The 19,363-nt window shown below is 58.2% G+C and carries 23 protein-coding genes; 12 read left to right on the top strand and 11 right to left on the bottom strand.

Annotation, left to right across the window (positions count from 1 at the left end; translation table 11 throughout):
- Positions 1–21: 21 nt before the first annotated feature.
- The 4 genes from thrS to ACQZ63_RS18135 form a co-directional block, all read right to left on the bottom strand.
- Complete coding sequence (gene thrS, locus ACQZ63_RS18150; RefSeq protein ID WP_003515666.1) at positions 22–2,025, bottom strand: threonine--tRNA ligase; 2,004 nt, start codon at positions 2,023–2,025, stop codon at positions 22–24.
- 131 nt (positions 2,026–2,156) lie between these two features.
- Complete coding sequence (locus ACQZ63_RS18145; protein ID WP_111788213.1) at positions 2,157–2,678, bottom strand: DUF1697 domain-containing protein; 522 nt, start codon at positions 2,676–2,678, stop codon at positions 2,157–2,159.
- Entirely contained in the window at positions 2,675–3,034 is a 360-nt protein-coding gene (yidD, locus tag ACQZ63_RS18140) for a membrane protein insertion efficiency factor YidD (RefSeq protein ID WP_111782457.1), read from the bottom strand. The genes ACQZ63_RS18145 and yidD overlap by 4 nt, the downstream gene beginning before the upstream one ends.
- A gap of 3 nt (positions 3,035–3,037) precedes the next feature.
- A complete protein-coding gene (locus ACQZ63_RS18135) occupies positions 3,038–3,484 on the bottom strand; it encodes an iron-sulfur cluster assembly scaffold protein (protein ID WP_025593674.1) in 447 nt (148 codons plus the stop codon).
- Positions 3,485–3,767: 283 nt separating this feature from the next.
- On the opposite strand from ACQZ63_RS18135, the gene folE reads away from it, so the two are divergent.
- The 3 genes from folE to ACQZ63_RS18120 all read left to right on the top strand — a co-directional run bounded on the left by folE (position 3,768) and on the right by ACQZ63_RS18120 (position 5,899).
- Positions 3,768–4,394 carry a GTP cyclohydrolase I FolE gene (gene folE, locus ACQZ63_RS18130; RefSeq protein WP_003515674.1) on the top strand — a complete coding sequence of 209 codons (627 nt, stop codon included), beginning with the start codon at positions 3,768–3,770 and terminating at the stop codon, positions 4,392–4,394.
- Between the two features lie 27 nt (positions 4,395–4,421).
- Positions 4,422–4,874, top strand: coding sequence for a phosphoribosyl-AMP cyclohydrolase (gene hisI, locus ACQZ63_RS18125; protein ID WP_013636306.1), 453 nt, complete (start codon positions 4,422–4,424; stop codon positions 4,872–4,874).
- A gap of 98 nt (positions 4,875–4,972) precedes the next feature.
- Positions 4,973–5,899: a patatin-like phospholipase family protein gene (locus ACQZ63_RS18120; protein ID WP_111782456.1), complete on the top strand. Its 927-nt coding sequence runs from the start codon at positions 4,973–4,975 to the stop codon at positions 5,897–5,899.
- A gap of 136 nt (positions 5,900–6,035) precedes the next feature.
- On the opposite strand, the gene ACQZ63_RS18115 is transcribed toward ACQZ63_RS18120, so the two are convergent.
- Both ACQZ63_RS18115 and ACQZ63_RS18110 read right to left on the bottom strand, forming a co-directional pair.
- The gene (locus ACQZ63_RS18115; RefSeq protein ID WP_003515681.1) at positions 6,036–6,470 is read right to left on the bottom strand and encodes a CBS domain-containing protein; all 435 of its coding nucleotides are present in this window, start codon (positions 6,468–6,470) and stop codon (positions 6,036–6,038) included.
- A gap of 154 nt (positions 6,471–6,624) precedes the next feature.
- Positions 6,625–7,398 (bottom strand): rhomboid family intramembrane serine protease, encoded by a 774-nt coding sequence (locus ACQZ63_RS18110; RefSeq protein ID WP_113555761.1) that lies wholly within the window; start codon positions 7,396–7,398, stop codon positions 6,625–6,627.
- A gap of 359 nt (positions 7,399–7,757) precedes the next feature.
- On the opposite strand from ACQZ63_RS18110, the gene ACQZ63_RS18105 reads away from it, so the two are divergent.
- From ACQZ63_RS18105 to ACQZ63_RS18095, 3 genes are all read left to right on the top strand, one after another.
- A complete protein-coding gene (locus tag ACQZ63_RS18105; protein ID WP_025593679.1) occupies positions 7,758–8,315 on the top strand; it encodes a PAS domain-containing protein in 558 nt (185 codons plus the stop codon).
- 183 nt (positions 8,316–8,498) lie between these two features.
- Positions 8,499–9,116, top strand: coding sequence for a PilZ domain-containing protein (locus ACQZ63_RS18100; protein ID WP_003515693.1), 618 nt, complete (start codon positions 8,499–8,501; stop codon positions 9,114–9,116).
- 755 nt (positions 9,117–9,871) lie between these two features.
- Complete coding sequence (locus ACQZ63_RS18095) at positions 9,872–10,480, top strand: transglutaminase-like cysteine peptidase (RefSeq protein ID WP_019566128.1); 609 nt, start codon at positions 9,872–9,874, stop codon at positions 10,478–10,480.
- A gap of 95 nt (positions 10,481–10,575) precedes the next feature.
- On the opposite strand, the gene ACQZ63_RS18090 is transcribed toward ACQZ63_RS18095, so the two are convergent.
- Positions 10,576–11,013 carry a DUF1489 family protein gene (locus tag ACQZ63_RS18090; protein WP_013636312.1) on the bottom strand — a complete coding sequence of 146 codons (438 nt, stop codon included), beginning with the start codon at positions 11,011–11,013 and terminating at the stop codon, positions 10,576–10,578.
- Between the two features lie 65 nt (positions 11,014–11,078).
- Positions 11,079–12,482, bottom strand: a complete 1,404-nt coding sequence (locus ACQZ63_RS18085) for an L-serine ammonia-lyase (RefSeq protein ID WP_013636313.1) — start codon at positions 12,480–12,482, stop codon at positions 11,079–11,081.
- On the opposite strand from ACQZ63_RS18085, the gene ACQZ63_RS18080 reads away from it, so the two are divergent.
- Positions 12,481–12,747 (top strand): hypothetical protein, encoded by a 267-nt coding sequence (locus tag ACQZ63_RS18080; protein ID WP_019566127.1) that lies wholly within the window; start codon positions 12,481–12,483, stop codon positions 12,745–12,747. The two genes, ACQZ63_RS18085 and ACQZ63_RS18080, sit on opposite strands and share 2 nt — an antisense overlap.
- Positions 12,748–13,137: 390 nt before the next feature.
- A complete protein-coding gene (locus ACQZ63_RS18075; RefSeq protein ID WP_003515702.1) occupies positions 13,138–13,488 on the top strand; it encodes a hypothetical protein in 351 nt (116 codons plus the stop codon).
- Position 13,489: 1 nt separating this feature from the next.
- Here ACQZ63_RS18075 and ACQZ63_RS18070 read toward each other — a convergent pair whose 3' ends face one another.
- Positions 13,490–14,257: a phosphodiester glycosidase family protein gene (locus ACQZ63_RS18070; protein WP_113555760.1), complete on the bottom strand. Its 768-nt coding sequence runs from the start codon at positions 14,255–14,257 to the stop codon at positions 13,490–13,492.
- Between the two features lie 134 nt (positions 14,258–14,391).
- On the bottom strand, positions 14,392–14,553 hold the full coding sequence (locus tag ACQZ63_RS18065) for an entericidin domain-containing protein (RefSeq protein WP_003515706.1): 162 nt from the start codon (positions 14,551–14,553) through the stop codon (positions 14,392–14,394).
- A 192-nt stretch (positions 14,554–14,745) separates the two neighbouring features.
- On the opposite strand from ACQZ63_RS18065, the gene ACQZ63_RS18060 reads away from it, so the two are divergent.
- Together ACQZ63_RS18060 and ACQZ63_RS18055 are read left to right on the top strand one after the other, a co-directional pair.
- Positions 14,746–15,522 carry a formyl transferase gene (locus tag ACQZ63_RS18060; protein WP_113555759.1) on the top strand — a complete coding sequence of 259 codons (777 nt, stop codon included), beginning with the start codon at positions 14,746–14,748 and terminating at the stop codon, positions 15,520–15,522.
- Positions 15,523–15,627: 105 nt separating this feature from the next.
- Positions 15,628–16,548 carry a methylenetetrahydrofolate reductase gene (locus ACQZ63_RS18055; RefSeq protein WP_113555758.1) on the top strand — a complete coding sequence of 307 codons (921 nt, stop codon included), beginning with the start codon at positions 15,628–15,630 and terminating at the stop codon, positions 16,546–16,548.
- A 62-nt stretch (positions 16,549–16,610) separates the two neighbouring features.
- Here ACQZ63_RS18055 and ACQZ63_RS18050 read toward each other — a convergent pair whose 3' ends face one another.
- Positions 16,611–17,549, bottom strand: coding sequence for a LysR family transcriptional regulator (locus ACQZ63_RS18050; RefSeq protein ID WP_003515711.1), 939 nt, complete (start codon positions 17,547–17,549; stop codon positions 16,611–16,613).
- Positions 17,550–17,788: 239 nt separating this feature from the next.
- Here ACQZ63_RS18050 and ACQZ63_RS18045 point away from each other — a divergent pair, with 239 nt between their 5' ends.
- Together ACQZ63_RS18045 and ACQZ63_RS18040 are read left to right on the top strand one after the other, a co-directional pair.
- Complete coding sequence (locus ACQZ63_RS18045; protein WP_025593690.1) at positions 17,789–18,007, top strand: DUF1127 domain-containing protein; 219 nt, start codon at positions 17,789–17,791, stop codon at positions 18,005–18,007.
- 272 nt (positions 18,008–18,279) lie between these two features.
- A complete protein-coding gene (locus tag ACQZ63_RS18040) occupies positions 18,280–19,317 on the top strand; it encodes a GlxA family transcriptional regulator (protein WP_003515714.1) in 1,038 nt (345 codons plus the stop codon).
- Positions 19,318–19,363 lie beyond the last annotated feature (46 nt).

Below are 19,363 nucleotides of genomic sequence, written 5' to 3'. Positions count from 1 at the left end.
CGAAGGGGCCGTTGTTTTTTGTCACGCAACCTGCTTCTTCGCCGCAAGCTTGCGCTTTACATCCGGCGGCGTCGCCTCTTCCACGAGGCTTGTAATCGCGTCTTCGAGCGACATCGGCGTCTGGTTCTGGGAACCGAGACGGCGGATGTTGACAGTGCGCTCTTCCGCTTCCTTGCGTCCGCAGACGATGATGACCGGCACCTTGGTCACCGAGTGCTCGCGGACCTTGTAGTTGATCTTCTCGTTGCGGAAGTCGGTTTCGACAGCCATGCCCGCCTCGCGCAGTGCTTCGGCAACCTCGCGGCCATAATCGTCCGCATCCGAGGTGATCGTCGCGACCACGACCTGAAGCGGCGCGAACCACAATGGCATGTGACCGGCAAAGTTCTCGATCAGGATACCAAGGAAGCGCTCCATCGAGCCGCAGATGGCGCGATGGATCATCACCGGCTGCGTCTTTTCGGAGTTCTGGTCGATATAGAAGGCGCCGAAACGTTCCGGCAGGTTGAAGTCCACCTGCGTCGTGCCGCACTGCCATTCACGACCGATGGCATCCTTCAGCGTATATTCGAACTTTGGCCCGTAGAAAGCGCCCTCGCCCGGCAGAATGCCGGTCTTGATGCGGCCGCCGGACTGTTCCTCGATGGTCTTCAGAACCTCCATCATGACGCTTTCGGCACGGTCCCAGAGATCGTCGGAACCGACGCGCTTTTCCGGACGGGTCGAAAGCTTGACGACGATCTCGCTGAAACCGAAATCCTCATAGACCGAGAGGATCAGGTCGTTGATGCGCAGGCATTCCGCAGCCATCTGCTCTTCCGTGCAGAAGACATGCGCATCGTCCTGCGTGAAGCCGCGAACGCGCATCAGGCCATGCAGTGCACCTGAAGCCTCGTAGCGATGGACATTGCCAAATTCAGCAAGGCGAACGGGCATTTCGCGGTAAGACTTCAAGCCATGCTTGAAGATCTGCACGTGGCCGGGGCAGTTCATCGGCTTCAAGGCAAAGACGCGCTGGTCCGCATCCTCGTCATCGGGATGGGTAAAGGCATGGGCGGATTTCACCGCGAACATGTTTTCCTGATACCAACCCCAGTGACCGGAGGTTTCCCACAACGACTTGTCCAGCACCTGCGGCGCGTTGACTTCCTGATAGGTATTGGCAAGCCGACGGCGCATATAGGCCGTCAGCGTCTGGAACATGCGCCAGCCCTTGCCGTGCCAGAAGACCACGCCCGGACCTTCTTCCTGGAAATGGAACAGGTCCATTTCCCGGCCAAGACGGCGGTGGTCGCGCTTTTCGGCTTCAGCCAGAACGTGCAGGTAATTGTCCAGCTCTTCCTGGGTCGCCCAGGCGGTGCCGTAGATGCGCGACAGCATCGCATTGTTGCTGTCACCACGCCAATAGGCGCCGGCTACCTTCATCAGCTTGAAGGCCGTACCGACCTGACCCGTGGACGCCATATGCGGGCCGCGGCAAAGATCGAACCAGTCGCCCTGATAATAGATCTTCAGGTCCTGACCTTCGGGAATGGCATCGACCAGCTCGACTTTGTAGTTTTCACCCTTTGCGGCAAACACTTCCTTGGCCTTCTCGCGCGACCAGACTTCGCGGGTAAACGGCTTGTTGCGCTGAATGATCTCCTTCATCCGCTTTTCGATCTTCGGCAGATCTTCCGGCGTGAAAGGTTCGTTCTTGGCAAAGTCGTAATAGAAGCCGTTCTCGATGACAGGGCCGATCGTCACCTGCGTGCCGGGCCACAACTCCTGCACGGCCTCGGCCATGACGTGGGCGGCATCGTGGCGGATGAGTTCCAGCGCGCGGCTGTCCTCACGCGTGACGATTTCTATCTTGCCATCGGTGATTGCCTCGGACAAATCGCGCACGGTGCCATCAAGCGCAATGGCGACAGCCTTCTTCGCAAGCGATTTGGAGATGGATTCGGCGACCTCGCGGCCGGTCGTGCCGGCGGGATAGCTGCGTACGGAACCATCGGGAAATGTAAGGGAAACGGTTTGTGACATCGTCGAATGCTCCTGATCCAGTCCCGCCAACGAATGCGGGTGGTGTTGGAATAAAAAGAACGCCCTCTTTCGCAGATGGGCAGGCAGGCTGATAAAGAATTTTCCCGTTCCAGTCAAAGGTGAACGGCGGCTCAGCGAAGCATTTCGGCAATTCCATTGACGGTGTTGGCGTTGCGGGTCGTGCCAATGCCGAGCTTCTTCGTGGTCAGCGCAGAGAGAAGCCGGCTTTCGCTTGGCTTGCCGCAAAAGTCGATCCACAGGTCACCGCCGACAATGGCGATCTTTTCCTTCTTGCAATACTTCTCCAAGATTCCAAGATAATCCCCGGCAAGGGGCTTGCGCATCACCCTTACGCAGACATCCGGTGGATTGCCATCAGGGAACGGGTTTGTGGCAGTCAAGGCAAGCCAATCAGGCGCTGAGCGAACGAGAATATCGACATGTTTGCCGAACCGTTTTTCAAAGGCGCGCTCCAACGCCTCCTCGATTTCGCAGACAGGCGCCTCCGGTGCACGGAAGACCAGATTTCCGGTCGCGACCAGCGTCCTGCATTCCTCAAAGCCCAGCTCCTGCGCCATTTCACGCAGATCGGCCATGATGAGCCGCTTGCCCGCCCCGAGCACGATGCTGTGCAGAAGAGCGACATAGGTCATCGATGCAGCATCCAATACCGCCAGGGAGTCCACCAGTGCTTGTCAGCGCCCAGTGTTTCCGGCACGGGGTCCAGCCCGCTGGTGCCGCCCGGACCGCAACGCGCGACGCGAAACAGCGTCATCCACCCGCCCGGCCAAAGTCCGTGGCGGGCGATCGCCTCATACCCATATTCGGAACAGGTAGGAATGTGGCGGCAGGAATTGCCGACGAAATTCGACAAAGTCAGCTGATAGAGCCGGATGAAGCCAACACCGAAAAGACGGCCTGGGGTCTTCGCAAACACTCCCCCCCAGTTGCGGGATCGCCCGACCTTCTCCCCCGTCTTCTGATGTCCGCAGTCCGGTTCACCGCACATCGCCTAACCCGCAGCGTTCAGAACCGGCCGGGCTTCGATCTGGTCGAGAGCATCGACGACCGCTTCGAAGGTCAGCATGGTCGAGGCGTGGCGTGCCTTGAAATCCCGGACGGGTGAAAGCACCCGCATATCCTCGAAACGGCCTGTCGGCCCCTCGCCGCCCTGTTTCAGCATGGCAAGCATGTCTTCCCGCGCCTGCCGGATCTCACCGCTGGAAGCGCCGACGACATGATGCGCCATGATCGAGGCGGATGCCTGGCCGAGCGCGCACGCGCGAACCTCATGTGAAAAAGCCGTGACGATGCCGCCTTCCACCTTCAGATAGACCTTGAGTTTGGAGCCGCACAGCCGCGAGTGTTTTTCAGCGCTGGCATCGGCATCATCAAGCACGCCGGTCAGCGGAATATTTCCGGCAAATTCCAGAATTCGGTTGTTGTAGATATCGTCCATCATCAGGTATCCGGCGTTCAAGAATGCCCAAAAACGGGACAGGATATATTTTTCAAACACAGCGTTTGTCGCAGTGGAGCTTTCCTGCCCTTCATTCCCATTATATGCTAACGAGCTTTCTGGACATCAAGCCGATATGAAATTAACGGCTCCGATACCGAAATATCAGCATCGGCCTTGCCAAAATGCTGTAAAACAACCAGATAGCAGCAACGGTGGACGAAGTCCCCGCTACGAAAAACAAAGTTCAGGTGCGGCCTTGACCCGCATCGGGAGAGACGGAATGGATGCGATCGTGAAGAATTTCCCCGGCGCTGGCGCAAAACCCGATGTGGCAGAGGCTCGCCCAAGCCAGACGGAAGCGGAAGAAGCAGTGCGCGTTCTTCTGCGCTGGGCAGGAGAAAATCCCGCCCGCGAAGGACTCCTGGACACGCCGAAGCGCGTTGCCAAGGCCTATCGCGAACTTTTCGCCGGTTACGAGCTGAACGTCCAGGACGTTCTCGGCACGACCTTCGAGGAAGTTGGCGGTTATGACGATGTGGTGCTGGTGCGCGACATCCCCTTCTTCTCCCATTGCGAACACCACATGGTTCCGATCGTCGGCAAAGCGCATGTCGCCTATCTTCCGGCCGGGCGCGTGCTCGGCCTGTCGAAGATCGCCCGCGTCGTCGAAATCTTTGGCCGCCGCCTGCAGACGCAGGAAAACATGACCGCGCAGATCGCAAGATCCATCGAGGAAACTCTGAAGCCGCGCGGCGTGGCCGTCATGATCGACGCCGAACATATGTGCATGTCCATGCGCGGCGTAAACAAGCAGGGGTCCACGACCCTCACCACCAGCTTCACCGGCACCTTCAAGAACGACCCGGCAGAGCAGGTGCGCTTCATGACCATGGTGCGGAACCGCTAACGGTTCCGCTTTTTCCCCGGGGTAGCAATGTCCATTTCGTTTCCGTCCGCGCCTGCGGACAAGGAAGTGCTTGAAAATTCAGGTCTCTTCTCACCGAAATTCGATGCCCACGGCCTTGTCACCGCCGTGGTCACCGATGCGCGTGATGGTGAATTGCTGATGGTCGCCCATATGAATGCGCAAGCCCTGTCGCTGACGCTGGAAACGGGCATCGCCCACTATTACAGCCGCTCGCGCGACAAGATCTGGAAAAAGGGCGAAACCTCCGGCAACCTGCAAACCGTGAAGGAATTCCGCACCGATTGCGATCAGGACGCCGTATGGCTGAAGGTCTCCGTCGCAGGTCATGACGCAACCTGCCATACCGGCCGCCGCTCCTGCTTCTACCGCACGGTCGAGTTGGCCGATGGCAATGCCGTCACCAGAATCACCGACGATACCCGCCATTTCGACCCGGCGACTACCTATTCTGGCACGTGAACGGCCACCTTCCATCCGCCGCACCAATTTGCTACCAATAATTCAGGATTCGGGGAGGAACAGACCGGGTCCTGGGAGCAGGCAGGGAGTGTACGGTCATGTTGGGCTGGGGAAGCAATCGTCACAATGCTCTTGCGGCTGGCAGCACCGAAACAATCGTCAACGAGGTCGTTGATACGCGCCGGATTGCGCTTGCGCTCGGCGGCGGTGCTGCGCGCGGCTGGGCCCATATCGGCGTCCTGAGGGCACTAGACGAAGCCGGTGTAAAAATCGGCATGATTGCCGGAACCTCGATAGGCGCGCTGGTCGGCGGTTGTTATCTCGCCGGAAAGCTCGATGAGCTGGAGGAATTTGCCCGTTCGCTGACAATGCGGCGTATTGCCGGCCTGCTCGATCTGACGATCGGCGGCGGCGGTCTCTTCGGCGGCATGCGGCTGACTAAGCGCATGCAGGAGCATCTCGAAGGCTTGCGCGTCGAAAACCTCGAGCACCCTTTCATCGCCGTCGCCACGGAATTGCGCACCGGCCACGAGGTCTGGATTCACCAGGGCGACCTCGTCACCGCACTGCGCTCATCCTATGCGTTGCCGGGCATTTTCGAGCCCGTGCAATGCAACGGCCGCACCCTGATCGACGGCGCTCTCGTCAACCCCGTGCCGGTTTCGGTCTGCAGGGCCTATGAGCAGGCGCTCGTCGTCGCCGTCAATCTCAATTACGATCTGTTCGGCCGCTCTGCCGTGGTCAAACATTCCTCTTCGCCCCCGAATGGCGCAGCACCTTCCCTGGAAGGTCCGCCGCGCCCCGGCCTGCCTGGCGTCATGGTGCAGGCCTTCAATATCATTCAGGACCGGATTTCGCGCTCGCGCCTGGCGGGCGACCCGCCCGACCTCATGCTGCATCCCCGTATCAACGATATCGGCCTCTCGGAATTCCATCGCGCCAGCGAAGCCATCGACAGGGGATACGAGGAAACACGCGCCCGCGTTCCCGAGCTGGAGCGCATGCAGCAGGCGTTCCGACGCTAACTTACACTACAAATATTCGTGCTGAGCATTCCAGCTTGCGGTAGCCGCAGCCTCCTAGGCCGTCATTCCTGCGCGTGTCACAGGAATGACGGAGTCGTTTCGAAATGACTATTGCGGACGCGCCGGAAACGAAACCTCATCCGGCGATATAGGCCTTGATATGTTCGGCTTCCGCCTCGATCTCGCCGATCCGCGCCTTTACCACGTCACCGATGGAGATGATGCCGGCAAGACGACCGTCGTCCTCAACCGGAATATGGCGGAACCGCCCTCCGGTCATGATTTCCATCAATTCGTCGGTGGTGGAATTGTGATGACAGCGGATGACGTTCTTCGTCATGGCCACCGAAACGGATTGCAGAAGGGAGGCAGCGCCCTCGCCTGCCACGACCTTCACCAGATCGCGTTCCGTGAAAATACCGAGAACGACGCCGTCGGCATCGGTCACGACGAGTGCACCGATCTTGTGCGCATTCAGCGTTGCTGCCGCCTCGCCGATGCTTACGCTCGGACCCACAGTCACGACATTCCGGCCCTTGCGGTCGAGAAGATCTTTTACGAATGTTGCCATGCCTTCCTCCTCCTGTCAGCAATCTGCAACGCGGCGAAGTCTCTCCGCGGTTGCAAATCATGGAACATGGTGCGCTGAGGCCTATGCGAATGCAATCCCGGATGGGACCTGCACAAGCAAATTTGCGCCACGGCCGACAAGGAGCGTGATCGCCCTAAAGCGGGTGTTCCACACCCTCACTGGGAAGGTTCCCGCGGATCGGGCGATCGAACAGGCCGAAGAACAGGAAGCCGAGCAGAAAGCCGAAGACATGCGCATCCCAGGCTACTTCACCGCCGACATCGCCAAACAGCGGCACGCCGACCGCGATCAGGACATTGCCGAAAAGCCACATCAGCGTGAAGATCAGCACGGTCCTGTTCGAAAGCGCCGCGACAATGCTCTGCCTCGGCATCAGATGGCCGAAAGAGGCGCTGTAGCCGCCGCGTGACGGGAAAGCGAAACGGCATGCGGCGCCCATCAGGGCCGAAACGACACCAGATGCTCCGATCAGAACCGTCACATCGCCCCAGTTCAGCGCCGCGTGGCCAAAAGCTGAAACGGCGGCGGATGTGCACCATAACAGTACGAAGCGAAGCGTTCCGATCCGGCGCAGAACCGGCGCGCCAAAGGCCATCAACCACAATCCGTTAAAAAGAATATGCTCGATGCCGCCGTGCAAAAAAGAATATGTCACCGGCGTCCAGAGCCATTCCAGCCCCTGCTGGGATAATGGCACCGCGTAACGCAGCGGAATGAAGCCGAAGGTGAAGATGAACCAGCCGTTGCCATCCTCCGAAAGAAGATAGGCCGGAACCACGAAGGCCAAGAGCAGCGCCGCCAATATGCCGACCAGAAGCGGCGGCAGGTTGAAGACGGGATTATGTGCGTCCTCTTTCAGTTCCTGACTTTCCGAAACCGGCGGCTGTTCGCCGTCGCCGTTGGACATGATTCCATCCCTGTTTTTGTGGAAATTTGCGTCTCCCGAGCAATATAGGAAGCCCGGGCGAAAAAAAAGCCGTCCTGCCTTTCGAGCCACGACGCAAAAACCGCAATCGGTTCAAGCGCCTGTACCCAGGGGCAGTCCGGCCTGCGCGCCCGCCGTAAAATTACGGGCGAAAGCATCAATTGTGCTGACTGGGAGCATGTCCCCGACATGGCCGCAGCGATGCCACGACATTGGTCGTTACGCAATCTCAACCATTTGTTAACCTTAACAAAATCGGTTGGCATGAAATTCGCTACACCACAAGTAACAGACGTTCGGATGGACATGATGTCCCAAAAACGAACATGGAGAACGATGCTATGAAGAGCATGGCCGGACTGGAGATATATGCCTATTGGGACACGCTGCGCGGCAATAAACCTGCGCCCCGCCGAGAAGACTTCGATCCCGCAAAGCTGAAACATCATCTCGGCGACCTCTTCATCCTCGTGGACAAGGGAGAAAGGACGCCATTCTTCCGCCTTGCAGGCACGCACCTGTGCGACCTGTTCGGCCGGGAATTGCGCGACAGCCCGTTCTCGGATCTGTGGCCGGCGGCAAGTGCCACGTTCCCCTGCCGTGTCGCACGCGGCATCCTGCAACATCAATTGCCCGTGGTGTTCGATATCGAAGCGGAGGACGACCATGGCGCGGCGCCGCTTGCTTTCGAAATGCTGCTCTTGCCGCTAAGTTCGGATAATGACACAGCCCCGAGATTGCTCGGAGCGCTGCTGCCGGAGCGGCCCCGTCACGAATTCGCAGCACCGATCAGTTGCCTCGTCATGAAAAGCAGCCGCCTGCTACGCATGGATATCGCGCCGACAACGTATTCGACGAATGCGCGAACCGCTGTCATGCCGCATGCGGTAACCCGCTGAGTGCCGCATCCCACCCCGCATGGTGAGGGTGGATCGCGTATGATCGCGCCGGAATTTCGTACGAAATACGTCAAAGCTGTAACGATTTTGACGATTGCAAAAATTGTAAGGGTTAAACAATACAGTCTGTTAACCCGGGCGGCGTAGAGATTTGTCATCATCACTGGTTACAATTGCGCTGCCATGTTCTCATCACGTTCGGTCAACACTGCCCAAACCCTGCGTCCAGTTGAAGAGGTTCACTTCGACGATCCCGTCCGTGTGTCCTTCACCGGCCGCCTCATGTTGCCCGATCACCAGGAATATGATTGCACCGCAACTGAGATGACCGCCGAAAGAGCGCTGTTCGCCTGCTCGGGCATTGCGCGCAACGGTGATCGCGTCATCTCCTATCTCCAGCATATCGGCCGCATCGAAGGAACGGTTACGGCGCTTACCGCGTCGGGCTTCGTCATTGCCATCAATGCGCCCGAACGCAAGCGGGAAAAGCTGGCCGCCCAGCTCGCATGGATCGCCAAGCGCCAGCTGCTCGGCCTGCCGGAAGACCGCCGCCACGACCGCCTGACACCACGCAATACCCGGGCACATCTGATGCTGGAAGACGGCGTGCTTCTCGCCTGCCGGCTGATCGACCTTTCCTTGTCGGGCGCAGCCATCGAGATCGAAAACCGGCCTCCACTCGGCACCAGGGTCCAGCTTGGCAAGAACATGAGCGGCAAGATCGTACGCCACTTCATGGAAGGCGTTGCGGTCGAATTCGACCGGGTCCAGTCGCCCGACGCCCTGATCGAATTTCTCTAGGTCATTTCCCGTAATACCGTGGAGCGATATGTCCGTGCGGCAAGTGCGGCATTCGCCAGATCTTGTCACGGCTATCGCTTTCCGGCGCTCCGGCCGTGAGCCGGAATACAGCCAGCACAAGTCTCTGCGCCGAAAGAGCTTTTCCCGCCACGCAGGCGCACATCGATCCGATTCCGGCTCAAGGCCGGAATGATGGGAGCAGACTGCTTTCGTCTACAAAAATGCCGCTCGTGCATTTGCGCTGACACTCTAAAATACTGCTTTCCCGCACTTTGGATTCCGCTGAAGCTGACTTCCGTGCTATCCGGTCAGAGTGACCGGCGCGCTCCATTTTGCGTTAGTTCTCGCGCAAAACCGCACTGGAAAATCCCGCTCCAGGCATTTTTTCCAAGAAAAAAACAGTTTTCTTGGAGTTTTTTTCGCTGCCTTTTTGCTCTGTCCCGACTTGAAACACCAATCCCAAAACGGGAAATCCGCGTCTTCGATACGCTCCGCGGCCTGACTACTCAGCATCGCAAAAATATCTCTGTGCCGAAAATCGCTTTCAATACAGCGGCCTAAATGGCTACCAAAAACCTAAGGTCGAGATGCGTAAAATTGTAATAAAATTTGCTTCAAACACGCGTAAAAACTAACTCGAATACAGTTCAAAACAACCGCTAATTTGCTGAAATATAAGCTCAAATTGACACGCGCATCTTTCCGCGGGGTCAAAATATACATGCGAGTGTCTCCTCAACACGGGGAGACAAGCAATGAACAAAAACAACCGTTTCGGTTTCTTTCTGATCGCATTCATCGTCAGCGCCATCGCCCATCAGGCCAGCGCTTCGCCATCCGCCGCCATGCGCGTGATCGGCAAGGCCAACCCGCCGATCGGCCACTACGAGTTCTGCCAGACCTATCAGAGCGAATGCCAGCCGACATCGCTGGATAACGGCCCGATGAAACTGACCGAAGAGCGCTGGAAGACGATGCTCGACGTCAACTATACCGCCAACACCACGATCACGCCGATGACCGACATGGAAATCTACGGCGTCGAAGAGCGCTGGGCCTACCCCACCACGGTCGGCGATTGCGAAGATTTTGTGCTTCTGAAGCGCAAGATGCTAATGAACAAGGGCTTCTCCGCCAACAACCTGCTGATCACGGTTGTTCTGCAGCCGAATGGCGAAGGCCATGCAGTTCTGACCGTTCGCACCGATCGCGGTGATTTCGTCCTCGACAACATGCGCAACAAGGTCATGAACTGGTCGGAGACCGAATATACCTACCTGAAGCGTCAGGACACCGCCAATCCCGGACGCTGGGTGAAAATACAGGATGGCCGCGCCACCACTGCGGTTGGCGGCATCAACTGAAGCCATCCAAACCCACGCAAATACCGTCTCCCCAAATGAAAAAGCCGGCTCCGCAAGGAAGCCGGCTTTTTCATTTCAATCACATCCATTGACGATCAGAGCAGGCCTAGTTCGGCCAGTTCCCGCTTGAGGTCGGAGGGCATCTCCTCGCCGCCGAAATCACCGCCGCCGAGATCGCGTGGGGCCTCGTTGTCCTTGAGATAGCGCCAGCCCTGAAACGGCCGCTTCGGCGCAGGCGACGTCTCGATCACCTCGGGGCCGAGAATGAGATCGCAGCGGGTAATGCCGTCGTCGCCCTTGAAGGAACGTATGTCGAGAAGTTTCTGCCGTGCCTGCACCTGGCCCTTGATGACCCAATAGAGCGAACCGCCTTCCAGCAATTCGTCAAGCCGTTTCGGGATCATCCGCGTGGTGTGGACGCTGTGCGGCTCAAGGCCAGCTGCGATCGCGGTCAGCGAGCGATGCGCGACCCAGTCTCTCAAATCCTGGAGTGAATCCGCGCCGACGCAAAGTTTTATAAGATGTAGAGGCATATGCTTATCAATGCCTTTTTGCGTCGGGCGTCAAGCATGTGGACAATGCCTGACGCCCTGCCCGCTCAGCATTCCACAACGTTGACGGCAAGACCGCCGGTGGAAGTTTCCTTGTACTTGTCGCTCATGTCGTTGCCGGTCTGGCGCATGGTTTCGATACAGGCATCGAGCGGCACGAAATGCTGGCCGTCACCCTTCAACGCCAGGGAAGCCGCCGTTACCGCCTTCACCGCACCCAGCGCATTGCGCTCGATGCAGGGCACCTGCACCAGACCGGCGATCGGGTCGCAGGTCATGCCGAGGTGATGCTCGAGCGCGATTTCGGCGGCATTCTCTACCTGTTCTGGCGAACCGCCCATGACGGCGGCAAGGCCTGCAGCCGCCATGGCGGCAGCGGACCCAACCTCGCCCTGACAGCCGACCTCGGCACCTGAAATAGATGCATTATGCTTGATGATGCCGCCGATTGCGGCCGCCGTCAGCAGGAAATCGCGAACATCGTCAACGGTCGCATCCTCGTGGAAATGCCGGAAATACCGGACCGTGGCCGGAACGACGCCCGCAGCACCGTTGGTCGGCGCTGTCACCACGCGCCCGCCCGCAGCATTTTCCTCGTTCACGGCCATGGCATAGACGCTCAGCCAGTCATTCGCCATGACAGGATTGAGCCGGTTGCTGCGCCATTCCTCATTCAGCTTCTCGTAGATGGAGCGGGCACGGCGGCGCACCTTCAGGCCACCGGGCATGATGCCGTCCACCTTCAGCCCGCGCTCGATGCAGCCGTTCATCGCCTCCCAGATCTGGTCGAGGCGCTCGTTCAGCTCGTCGCGGGAGATCACCGTTTCTTCGTTTGCGCGCTTCATCTGGGCGATGGTGCGGCCGGAGCGGCCCGCCATCTCAAGCATTTCCCGCGCCGTGGCGAACGGATAAGGCACACGCGGACCATTATCGATGGTCTTGCCGCGCTGCTTGATCGCCTCCAGTTCCGTATCGGTCACGACGAAACCGCCGCCGACGGAATAATAGATGCGCTTGAGAAGCAGCCTGCCCTGATTGTCGAAGGCGGAAAAGGTCATGCCGTTGGCATGGCCGGGCAGCGGGTTCTTCTTGTCGAAGACCAGATCCTCGGCTGGGTTGAACTCATAGGAGGGGTGGCCGGGTGGCGACACGGTACCGGCCTTTTCAACCTTTTCGATGATCGGGTCCATGGCGTCGGGGTCGACGAGATCCGGCCGCTCGCCCGTCAGGCCGAGGATGACCGCACGGCCGGTGCCGTGGCCAATGCCGGTAAAAGCAAGCGAACCGTGCAGGCTGACCTTCAGGCGCGACACGGAAGCACCCGCCGGACGCGGCCATTCATCACCGAGGATAAGCGCAAGAAAGCGGTTCGCCGCCGTCATCGGCCCCATCGTATGCGAGCTGGAAGGACCGATACCGATCTTGAAGACGTCGAAGACCGAAAGAAACATGAGGCTTACCTTGAATAAGAATGGATTCCACCGCCATCATATCCAAAGCCGCGACGGATCGCCACAAAAGAGCGGCACCGGCTTTTGCAGCTGCGACATACAGGCCGCAGAAACGAAAACAGCACGGTTTCCAGAGGAAACCGCGCCGTTTCAAAACCCGTCATTCATGAGAAGTGCTTATGGGCTGCCAAAAATGTACGTCAATGCGAGAAATGCGGCAAAGCCTGCAAGCGCGCGCAAGGTGACGGCCCAACAGGATTTCTGAGCGGTTTCTTCCATGATTACTCCAGCTATTCACTCTCCGGGCGATCTTCAAGACCGGGCCCGTTGGGGGAAGCATTTATTAAAATCCGGCGCAGAACGCAAATGCAAAAAGCGGCTAAATGAAGGCGTTTTTGACGGGCTGCCATTCGTCAGTTGCATAGGTGTGTGAAAAAACAAGGCTTTAGATCGGCGCTTTCGGGTTACCCCTTTTTGCCGTTCGCCTCAATTTGAACCAAAGTGTAACTGGTTTATGAAGGTTTCGCACAAACACCTGTTGAAGCCAGCGGCAATCGGCATTCCAGAGTTGAATTTCAGTGTCCGGACTGTTGTGTCTTGAAAGCCTTTCGGCTGTGCCTTATCGACAGAAAACGGCAACGGGATTCGTCATTACATGCAGCAGGCATCATCTTTTCCGGACCGCGAGACGGTCGCATCGAAACTTGCCTCGCTTGCAAGCGAGGACAAGGCGTGGGTGCTGCTTTTGATGGAAAACGTGTTGCAGGACGAAAACCTGCTGGCCGGCCTCAATCTCTATCTCGATCAACAGGCCAACGCCCGCTTCCTCAACAGTCTGAAACTGGAGACATCAGGCGAATGGCTGGGCTGTAACGCCCCTGCCCGCCTGCAGATACGCATCACGGAAGCGGCCAAGGCCAGCCAGCATCCTGCCTATCTGGCCTTCCGCAAGGGACTGACGGCATCGGCAGGCCTCGAAAAAGCCTACCCCAAGGCGCCGATCTGACTTAGTCAGGCACCCTGTCGACGACAGCGATAATCGGCCCCATGGCAAACAGGGAATCGCGCCTTTTCATCGCGGGAATGTCGACACTCGAAATCGTCCCGTCGAGATACAGCGCGTTTGGCGCATCCAGCACATCCCTGAACAACGTCGCGAAGTCATAAAAACGCACGGTGTTTTCCGAAATCGCGAAATGCACCATGCCGTCGCGCGACACGCCGACGCCGTTGCGGCGTTTCAGGCTGTCGCTATCGGGCAGAAATCGCGGATGCAGCTTTCCATCGATCACCAGCATCGGGCCGGACTGGGTGGCAAAATCCGGCTTCAAGCCGGCAGAGACATAGGCCTGCGTTTCCAGAACGCCCGCCATTGCACCCTTCAGATAAAACACGCCGTTCGGCAGAAGATGGAAATTGCCCCACCCGCCGCCGGTAATAATCGGCGAACGTTCGACGCCGTTTTCGACAAAGAGGCCAACGGGAGAATAGTCGGAATGATACATGCCGCCATTCATGGCGAAGACGCTGAACATGTGCTGCCGCCACAGGGCGGAGGAGAGATCGGAGAAGGAGCGATATCCCTCACCCGAAACATGATCGCGGTCGTAAATCCGGATCATGCTTTTCGCCGGATCGAAACTGCAGACGATGTAGCGTCCGCCCGCATGCTCCATGGTTTTGCAGAAATCCACCTGTCCGCCCGCCTTAGCCGAAAACGGCAAAAGCAATGGCAGCAGCAAGCCAATCAGTCTTTTCGTCACCAGTCTTTTCATCAACGCCCGCTCATGCCCTCGCGCCCCATCTTAGTACGGCGCGATTCTTACACATGAACTGTGACGGTGAAATCAGGTCAAAGAAAAGGCGTCCCCTTCATTCAGGGAGACGCCAGACCTTGGAGGGGAGAGACTTAGCGACGCGCGGCGCGGTCTACGCTACGACCTGCGTCCTGCGTGGCGTCCACTGCATTTGCCGTATCCCGGCCAACGCCGCGAATGGTATTACCGCAGGAACTCAAGGTCACGACGGTCAACAAAGCCACGAAAACTGTCGAAAGAATACGTGTGATCATTTGAAATAACTCCCCTATGACTTGCCGTCCAAAGGCAAGCGCCGATGTGATATGCGTCACAATAACGTGAGCATTGGAAATCGGTTCCACCGGCGTTTGAAAAAATCCCGTCGGTGAAAATTAACATGGTTTTGAACTTCGCGAGGGAAACTCGGGCGCAGGGATCATGATCGGGAAAATCGTGTGGGTGACATGACTGAGATAAACAATCGGCTACTGGTGATGACGGCGGGAGGGCTGAACCCCAATGTCATGATCAATGCGCTGGCCGCCCGGTTTCCGGATATCCATGTCATCGTGGAGCAGGCGGAAAGCAAATCGGCCATTCTGAAAAGACGGGCGCGGCGGCTCGGCTGGATGACAGCCGCAGGCCAGATGGCGACGATGATCGCCTCCCGGCTCGGCAAACGCTTCACTGTTCGGCGCACCAATGAGATCATTGCCGAACATGGCCTCTCTGCCGATCTCGGCCAGGCAGTTCCTGTTACACACGTTGCCTCCCTGAACGACGAAGAGTGCCACAAGGCCATCAACACCTTGCAACCGGCGGCGATCTTCACCATTTCCTGCCGCCTTCTGACACCGGCAACCCTTCAAGCCCTGCGCTGCCCGGTCATCAATTTCCACGCCGGCATCAATCCCGCCTATCGCGGCCAGATGGGCGGTTATTGGGCGCTGGTGGAAAAGGACCGGGGTAATTTCGGCGCAACCGTGCATCTGGTCGACAAGGGCGTGGATACCGGCGCAACCCTTTACGAAAAGCGGCTGAAGCCCTCGCCTTCCGATACCATTGCCACCTACCCCCTGCTTCTGACCGCCGCCTCGGTCGATATTGCGGTCAGCGCTATCGAGGACGCCCTTTCCGGCAGCCTTGCGCCGCAACCGCCCTTGCCTGGCAAATCGGTGCTGCGGTTTCCGCCGACGATCTGGACATGGCTGTGGAACGGCCTCACCAAACATGTCTGGTGAGAACAACCAGCCATTGCCGCCAGCCAAACGCATGAAATCAAGCTTCGTCGCAGATGCAGGGCTGTCTTGCCGCAACAGGCAAAGACGTGGGCAAAAAAGCGGTGCATGATAAGGAAAAGGACCAAATTCAAATTGCACGATATCTCGACCTCTCCCGCCATTGCCGCCTCCATTGAAGCCTCACCCGCACAGGTGCTCGGCCCGGCAAGTCTTGCCGGTCTCTTTCCACAGGGCGTGCGTGTTTATCTGACAGACACCGGACAGGCCTCGCAGGACAGGCTGGTCGACGCTGCAAAACATCTTCGCGATCTCGGCTACACACCAGTGCCGCATCTCGCGGCACGGCGCATATCGTCTGGCGTGGAATTCGAGGAGCAGGTGAAGCGGCTGGCAGGCGAAGCGGGTGTGTCGGATGTGCTGGTAGTCGGCGGTGGCGTCGCCACGCCGGCTGGTCCCTTCACATCCAGCATGGATATGCTGTCGACCGGCATCTTCGATCGCTGCGGGATCAATCAGATTGCAATCGCCGGCCATCCCGAAGGCAGCCCCGATTTCAGCGATGAGACGGCGACGGCCGCCTTGAAGTTGAAGTATGATTTTGCCGAAAGAAGCGATGCGGCAATGCGCATCGTCACCCAGTTCGGCTTCGACCCCGCGCGATTCATTGCCTGGGCGGAAGGACTTGCCGCCTCCGGCATCGACTTGCCGGTGCATATCGGCGTCTCCGGTCCGGCCAGGATCACGACGCTGCTGAAATATGCAGCTCTCTGCGGCGTCGGCAATTCCATCGCCTATCTGAAAAAGAACGCGCTCTCCCTGACGACGCTGGCCAAGGGCCATTCACCGGAAAGCGTGGTCGGCCCTATCGAACGGCACTGGCAGGCAAATCCGGCAGGGCCGATCCGGCAAATACACGTTTTCCCATTTGGTGGGCTACAGAATTCGGCAGACTGGCTGGCCGGTCGTGGAAGCTGGCAAACCGGCGATGCGGACTTTTCCGCAAAGCGGGGCACGGTAGCGATCTAGGCCCACCTTTGCCTATGGCGCGACGGACGCTCGCCGTCGCGCATTCCTTATAAAGATCTACCTCAGGCCGCCTTGGCGACCTCGACAAAGGCGTTGCGGATGCTTTCCGCGACCGCAAGGATGGGGCGCGAGGGTCTTTCGCCCGTGATCAGGCGAATATCGAAATAACCAAGTTCCGGCAGGCCTTCCTTGTCGCTCAGAATGACCATGTCGTTCTGCACATAGGAGCGCGGCAGGGGCGCGATGGCGAGATCGGCGGCAATTGCTGCGCGCTGCGCCATGGTATGGCCGCTGAGATAGGCCACGCGGAAATTGCGACCCCGCTTTTCAAGCGAGTTGATCGCTTCCGAACGCCAGATGCAGCCCTCTTCCCAGATCGATATGGGCAGCGGATCGCGCAGATAGGCCGTACCGCATTTTGCCCCTGCCCAGACGAGACGTTCGCGCATCAGCACCTCGCCCGTATCCCGCAGCGGATGCGACGCACAGTTGACCAGTGCCAGATCCAGCCGCCGTTCATCCATGCGCTTGTAGAGATTGGAACTGGAATCGATCGTGACATCGATCATGATGCCGGGGAAAACCTCGGCAAAACGCTTGAGGATACCCGGGAGCAAACCGCGCTCGCCAATATCTTCCGGCGCACCGAGCCTGACGACGCCAGACAGTTCAGGCATGACGAAACGCGACACGGCCTCGTTAGACAGCGCGATCATGCGGCGCGCATAGGTCAGAAGCGTTTCGCCATGCGCCGTCAAAGTCACCGAGCGGGCATCGCGCAGGAACAACGTCGTCTTCAGCTGTTCCTCCAGCTTCTTTATCTGCATGGAAACGGCGGACGGCGTTCTGAACACCACCTCTGCAGCGGTGGAGAAGTTCCCGGTCTCGGCAATCGCGACGAAGGTTCTCAGAATGTCGTTATCCAGCAGCGGCAGCGGTTGGCGGAAAGTTACGGTCATGGCACGAACCTTCAAATATTTTGATTTATAGATGGATATCATTTCGTTTGATTGAATGTCAACACAGGCGCACCATCCGGGACATCGAATGACGGGGCAACTAACGCCTTGTCGGAATGAAGCGCTGGCCCATCACGGAACGACAGGAATTCCGGCAGGCGGCTAGCGCGAGTCATTCCTAAAACTGATGAATGACATAAAATTCATTCTCTTGTTTGATGAGATATGTAAGCGCATACCGAAGTCGTAAACAGGATCGTGGTTCACGAAAGGATCAAGACATGGCCATGATACATTATCACCCCGCAGCGAGCCGTTCGTCGCAACGCCCCTCGACCGGTAGCTGGCTCCAGCGCCTGTCCGGACAGATTTCCGCTCTCCATACGTCATGGAAGCGCGCAAGAATGCTCCGCGCGCTGGAAGGTTTGCCGCCTGAAACATTGAAGGACATTGGATGGCCGACAACCGACAGCAACCGCATCAGGGTCGTCCGCAAATGATGCGCAACCCCGTGGCTCGCAGCCGTCTCAGGACTTGCGAGCCATCCCCGTCAATCCCGAGACGCGCCGGCATAGGCGTAAAATGACCTGCCTGTTTTACATGCGACACGACGCCCTTTAAAAAGGCTTGTCGCAAATTTTGCATATTTCAAAAGCTATTTTTTGACAGCCCGGATTTCACGGCGTATTTTTCGTTAAAGATGTCGGAAACAGGACATCCAGAAGACCGATTCCAAGGGAGGAATTGCGTATTCGCAACGGAGCACGGGCAAATGAGCAGGAACTCCCAGAAGAAACGCTCAATCGTCTTTTTTCTCATTCCGCAATTTACCATGCTGCCGTTCGCCGCAGCGGTTGAAACGCTTCGCATCGCCAATCGCATGCTGGGGTATCAGGCTTACGAATGGCGCCTTGCCTCGCTCGACGGCCAGAAGGTCATGTCATCAAGCGGCATCTGTCTTGAGGTCGACACCTGTCTTGCCGATGAGCGCCGATATGTCAGCGGCGAAAACCGCGTTGAAATGGCGATCATCTGTTCGGGCATCGATGTCGACCAGCACATCAACAAATCCGTCAATGCCTGGCTGCGTGAAGCCTATAATCGCGGCATCGCCATCGGCAGCCTCTGTACCGCCGCGCATATCCTCGCGCAGGCTGGTCTCTTGAACGGCAAACGCTGCGCGATCCACTGGGAGAACCTGCCTGGTTTTTCCGAAGCCTTCCCGCAGGTGGAAGTCTATGCCGATCTCTTCGAGGTGGACAGCAACATCTATACCTGCGCCGGCGGCACCGCATCGCTCGATATGATGCTGAGCCTGATCGGTCAGGATTTCGGCGAAAATCTTGTCAACCGCGTCTGCGAGCAGCAATTGACGGACCGGGTGCGCAGCCCCAACGACCGCCAGCGCCTGCCGCTGCGTGCGCGCCTCGGCGTTCAGAATAGCAAGGTCCTGTCGATCATCGAATTGATGGAAGGCAATCTGTCCGAGCCGCTGTCGCTGCTCGACATCGCCGATGCGGCCGATCTGTCGCGCCGACAGGTGGAGCGTCTCTTCCGGCAGGAAATGGGCCGCTCACCCGCCCGCTACTATCTTGAAATCCGCCTGGACCGCGCCCGCCACCTGCTGGTGCAATCGGCCATGCCGGTGGTCGAGGTTGCCGTTGCCTGCGGTTTCGTCTCCGCTTCGCATTTCTCCAAGTGTTATCGCGAAATCTACAATCGCACGCCGCAACAGGAACGGGCGGAACGCAAGCTGCTGATCAGCGCTTCGCGGATGGCAACCGCGAGCCAGGGCAAAGCCGCGCACTGACGCGGCTTTAAACCTCTAGGGCGAAAAAGCCCTCGCCTCAGTGATG

This window comes from Agrobacterium sp. CG160-95 (genome assembly GCF_053521725.1).
Note: the sequence above shows the minus strand (reverse complement) of the source record. Positions and strands in the feature narration are given on the sequence as shown.